Source organism: Planococcus sp. S3-L1 (genome assembly GCF_030063085.1).
Classification (GTDB): domain Bacteria; phylum Bacillota; class Bacilli; order Bacillales_A; family Planococcaceae; genus Planococcus; species Planococcus kocurii.
Genome location: NZ_JASISN010000039.1, coordinates 1 through 5028, shown reverse-complemented (window position 1 = coordinate 5028; position 5028 = coordinate 1). Strand labels below are relative to the sequence as shown.

The window sequence follows — 5028 nt, the reverse complement described above, 5'->3', positions numbered from 1 at the left end:
GGGAACATGGTATTCTGTTTCATAAGGGACACCTCTTCCTGTAGTTGTTGGTTCGCACTTACAGTCTACAAGAAAGGTGTCTCTTTTTGTATTCATTTGGATGATTCTGGCTAATCAACACGCGTGAAAAAACATAATGGGTTTGAAAAACTGGTAGCTAAAGATGTACCGTTGTTTGATTTAACATCACCAGAAGACATTCGTGAAAAAGTGTTTAGAGAATTTGAGAATCTGCAGTTCTAAAATATATGAAAGTAGGAGAAATAGATGAAAGAAGTATTATCCGTACCTGGTGGCAAAACAAAAGAAATCGTCAAAAAGTATCTGATACATGCACATCCACACCCGCGATCTTACAAGAATGCTCAGTATTTAACGATTCGGGAGAATGGGGGAATTATGGATACCCTATACAGTGTTCGATGTGAATTCGTTTTACGTCCATTTAGTCCTGAATGGGACAAAGCCATTAAATTCTTGCATAAAGACATTCAGAGGGATGTAACAGGATATATCACTGAACGGGCAGCAGATTTTGGATTCGGAGAAAAAGAAGAATATAAGTTTTACTTATTAAATGTAGAGAAAGAATTAAACCATCTGCCGAGAACTTCGGGTCCTATTCAGGGACATACTTATTTTACTTTGGGTGAGTTGACGAGTGGCAGAGAAATTGTCCTTAGTGAATCGCTACTTAATAAAAAGTAGGAAATGGCGAAAGCAAGATTGCTTATACCAGTCTCAGAACTTTAGCGATGTAAATTGTCAATTCAAGTCGAACGTGGCAAGAAATTCATGAATACATCAAATGGTGTATTGTAATTTAGTACTTTCCGAGGCACTTGATTGAACGTCAAAAGAAATTCCATGGTTTCTTTCTGGGTCATGCGGCTGAAGTCGGTGCCTTTTGGATAGGTGCGACGAACACGGCCATTACTGTATTATTCATTTAATTAGAATCAATTACATATTGTGGAATTATTGGGGGGAAACTATGAAATTCAAATTACCTTATGGTCTCCGAGACGGGAAACTCGTGCATATCTCGGAGGTAGAGAAAGGGTTGAAATGTGGTTGCGTTTGCCCCGCTTGTAGGCATCCTTTAATCGCAAGAAAAGGAGAAAAGACTGTCCATCATTTTGCTCATGCTAATTTGGCAGAATGCGCTAAAGGGATGGAAACAGCTTTGCATTTATCAGCTAAAGAAATCCTTGAAAGACGTAAGGAAATTCTTTTGCCTAAAGTAGAGGTGGAATTCAATACTTATAGACCCAACTGGCTCATTTCAGACGAACGACTTATTCAGTTTGATGATGTCAAACTGGAATATAGAATGGATGCTATCGTTCCCGATGTCATCGTTTGGATAAAAGGAAGACCTTTGATGATAGAAGTAACTGTGACGCATAAAACGGATGAAGCAAAAATAGCGAAAATAAAAAAACTAGGCATTTCCAGTCTCGAAATCGATTTAAGTGCCATCAAAAGAGAAATTTCAGTTGAAGAGTTGGAACTAATTCTGATTGAAGAGATAGGCTATAAAAAGTGGCTGCATAATGAAAAAACAGATTTTTATAAGGCGAGAGCACTGACTTTCGCTGAAGTGAAAAAACCAATCGAACGCAATTGGGCTTTGCACATCGATGGGTGTCCTATTCGATCAAGAGTATACCGTGGAAAACCTTATGCGAACGTTATCGATGATTGCTTGTCTTGTGAATACTGTTTACATATAGAAGATGGAGAGACTGGAATTGGAAACATTCATTGTAGCGGTTCCACTGGAATAAAAGAACTTGTAGATTTACAAAGAAGATAAAGTGCTAGGGGAAATTATGAAACAAGGGTGAAAGTTTATGAATTCTGCCATTCATAGCTTGGATCGTACCGAGGGATTTATCAGTCAGTTTCTCGAGTAAACTGCGTTCCAGGGAAAGAAAGAACTCTAAACGATTCTGACAATACACGACAATTTATAATCCATACATTTCCACACTCGATGCATCAACATTTCGAGTGTGGTTTTTCGATTTTATTCATTCGTATAAATTGTGTTTGAATTGTTTGCAACACAGGGAACAATTAGGAACTGTGGGCAGGGCGAAAGCTTCTCCTTCTAACTCTGATTTGCAAATATATTTAATGAATCGCATCCCGGGGAAAGAAAAAATTCTAAACGATTCGGAAAATACGCTACAATTTATATTGTAAATATTGCTGTATATGCTGCGTCTATGTTGAAGGTGCAGCTTTTTCATATTATTCAGCTGTATAAATTGTGTGGAAATCATGTCTTTCCCTAAGGAAAGACATAAAGAAAACTATTTAAATATTGATTGATCTATGTTTAGAAACTCAAAAATAGGTAGTGCGACATCTGATATAATATTAAATTTCTGAATATTTGATGAAACTTTCTGACTTTTAATCCGTATATTTAGGTAAATAATAGTGAAAGAGGCGATAATATGGAAGCTTATGTAACAGAAGCAGTTGCAAACGAAGAAGTTAACACCATTAAAGTCCACATTTATAATTTCCCTTTAGAAAATCAAGATGATCGATATAAAGGAGTCTCAGAAATTTGCAGAACACTTAAATGGAAGAATAGAAACAATGTAATAGTCTACCGGGAAAGCAGTATTATGGCTATTGCTGAGATCAAGGATATGGCAGGCTATGAAGCAAAGTCATATGACTACCGCATTATTGATGAACGTAGTAATTTTGAGAGTGGTTTATTAGAACAACTTATCAAAGCGAGTTTATTAAAGGCGGGAACCCATCGTCTCGATTTAAAGCAGGTAGGATATGATTTGCAGAAAAAACAAGGGGAAAAAGCTGGTGAAGTACTCGTTTACCCTGCTTTATCTATTCATGTAAATATTATCGATAACAAGATACATATTGGATTTAATCTTACTCATAAATTTGAGTATACTATCACCCTTCAACAAATGATTGAACGCAATGAAATGATAAAAGACCAACTGGAATTAGTAGATACATCGAATCCTTATAGCAATTACACATATTTTTTTGATCATTTAGCTGATTATGGAGTTTATGATAATTCTCCTTTAATGAATCAATCCATTGTAGAATATTTTAAACAAAAAGGCCAAAAGTCTAAAATCGATCAACTCTCGAAAAACACAAAAGTTGCTCATGTGAAAACGCGAGATGGCAAAATAATTGTGATGGCAGCACAGTTTTTAAAACCTGTGTGCAGTTACAAATCAATGAAAGCGAATGAAATTTCAGCAGTAAATAAAGTGATAAAGCTTAAACCTTTATTTCGTATGAAACAGACAATGGAAGATTCATTGAATATTTTAAACAGCGTAAAGTACTTAACCTTTTCTCCTGAACCATTTTTAGCGGAAAACAATGGTTATGAAATAAAGAAATTAGAAGATTCAAGTGTCTTATTTGATAAGCCTCAAAAGTGGCCAGTACATGGTTTGAAGAACGGAAAAATTTATAAAGGCGGGGAAATGACAGTAAGTCTCTTTGTCGATGAAACAGCACTAAGTGAATCAATAGATAAGGTTTTTGTGTACAAGTATTTCTGTGTTTTGAGAGAAATTGCTAGAAAACATGGAGTTAGAATTGATATTAGTAACCAAACCAAGAGTATAAGTGGTAAGTTGAACCAGGAATTTTTCAAGAATTTCGACTGGCAGATAAAAGAGCATGAAGCAGTATTTGAAAATACGACTGTTTTAGCTGTACTGAGTGTGAATCATCTTGAACTATATGAACCTTTTAAAAAACAATTCGGAGGAAACTGGGATATTTCTTCTCAAGTTATTTCTGTTGACCGATTAAAAGAATTTTATAAGATGTTATCCAGTAATAAGGAACTTTCATTTAATCAAAATGACGATGAAGCTGTTAAACGGATAGCGTTAAGCGTTCAAAATGATAGAAACCTGTCTTATACTTTCTACAATATATTATTAGGCTTGTATGTTAAGAGTGGAATGCAGCCTTGGGTTTTGAATAAAAAAACAAATTCCGACTGTTTTATTGGTCTTGATGTCAGCCACGAAAAAGGCCGTAGCACAGCAGGTATTATTAACGTTATAGGGAATGATGGACGACTAATAAAGCAATCGGCAGTTGGTGGAGCAAATGCGGGAGAAAAAGTTAGTGATGAACTTCTAAAAGATACACTTAATGAAGTACTTCATAAATATAAAGTTCAATTTGATGTATTGCCTAAACATGTAACTATTCATCGTGATGGTTTTTGGAGAGAAAACACGGAGTTAATTTCAGAGATGCTAGGTGCAAAAGGAATTCAATTCGACATTGTAGAAGTGATTAAATCACCTAAACGTAGAATGGCTTACTACGATTCGAAAGAAAATAAAATGGAAACACGTCAAGGCACTTATTATTCTAGAGGCAAAGAGGCATTATTATGTGCAACGAATCCAAGGGAGAAAATCGGTATGGCACTTCCAATTAAAGTGGTTCAAAAAACAAATGCATTGAGCTTTGAGCAAATTATGAGTGATGTCTATGCATTATCCTTCATGCATGTACATGCGTTGAATAAAACGAGACTTCCGGCTACTACTCATTATGCAGACCTTAGTTCAACATTTTATCAGCGAGGCATGGTAGCAGCGAGAACTACTAACGAGACACATTTGCCTTTTGTGTAACTTATTACAATTTCGAAAGAAATATAATTATTTATCCTTTGGAAAATCGCGCCCCAGAGAGAGAAACAATTCTAAAAGATTCGGACAATACGCTACACTTTATATTATAGACATTACTGCAACCGCTGTGTCTATGTTGAAGGTGCAGCTTTTTCATATTATTCATCTGTATAAATTTTGTGAAAATTGTTTCGCTCCCTGGGACGAAATATTAAAAAATCGCGCCCCTACTATATGAAATAGATAGATAACGGCGCAAAGAACCATTGTTTTCTGGGTATACAAGAAGTACCAATCACAGAACTTCCGAAATACCCACCCACCCAAAAGGAGCTGAAAACAATGGTTCTGT

The 5028-nt window shown here is 35.7% G+C and carries 3 protein-coding genes and 1 pseudogene; 3 read left to right on the top strand and 1 reads right to left on the bottom strand.

The genetic code is table 11. From position 1 onward, the window contains the following. Nucleotides 1-267 precede the first annotated feature (267 nt). Nucleotides 268-708, top strand: coding sequence for a hypothetical protein (locus QMF37_RS18015; RefSeq protein WP_283479114.1), 441 nt, complete (start codon nt 268-270; stop codon nt 706-708). 62 nt (nt 709-770) lie between these two features. Here the strand turns inward: QMF37_RS18015 and QMF37_RS18340 are convergent. After that, nucleotides 771-938 (bottom strand): annotated as a pseudogene (locus tag QMF37_RS18340) (IS30 family transposase); the annotation flags it as partial. A 56-nt stretch (nt 939-994) separates the two neighbouring features. Between QMF37_RS18340 and QMF37_RS18010 the strand changes: the two are divergent. Next, the gene (locus tag QMF37_RS18010) at nt 995-1819 is read left to right on the top strand and encodes a competence protein CoiA family protein (RefSeq protein ID WP_283479112.1); all 825 of its coding nucleotides are present in this window, start codon (nt 995-997) and stop codon (nt 1817-1819) included. A gap of 649 nt (nt 1820-2468) precedes the next feature. Further along, nucleotides 2469-4676 carry a Piwi domain-containing protein gene (locus QMF37_RS18005; RefSeq protein ID WP_283479111.1) on the top strand — a complete coding sequence of 736 codons (2208 nt, stop codon included), beginning with the start codon at nt 2469-2471 and terminating at the stop codon, nt 4674-4676. Nucleotides 4677-5028 lie beyond the last annotated feature (352 nt).

Excerpts from the sequence above, each read along its gene's own strand:
- QMF37_RS18015 (WP_283479114.1), top strand. The coding sequence starts at position 268 with ATGAAAGAAGTATTATCCGTACCTGGTGGCAAAACAAAAGAAATCGTC.
- QMF37_RS18010 (WP_283479112.1), top strand. The coding sequence starts at position 995 with ATGAAATTCAAATTACCTTATGGTCTCCGAGACGGGAAACTCGTGCAT.
- QMF37_RS18005 (WP_283479111.1), top strand. The coding sequence starts at position 2,469 with ATGGAAGCTTATGTAACAGAAGCAGTTGCAAACGAAGAAGTTAACACC.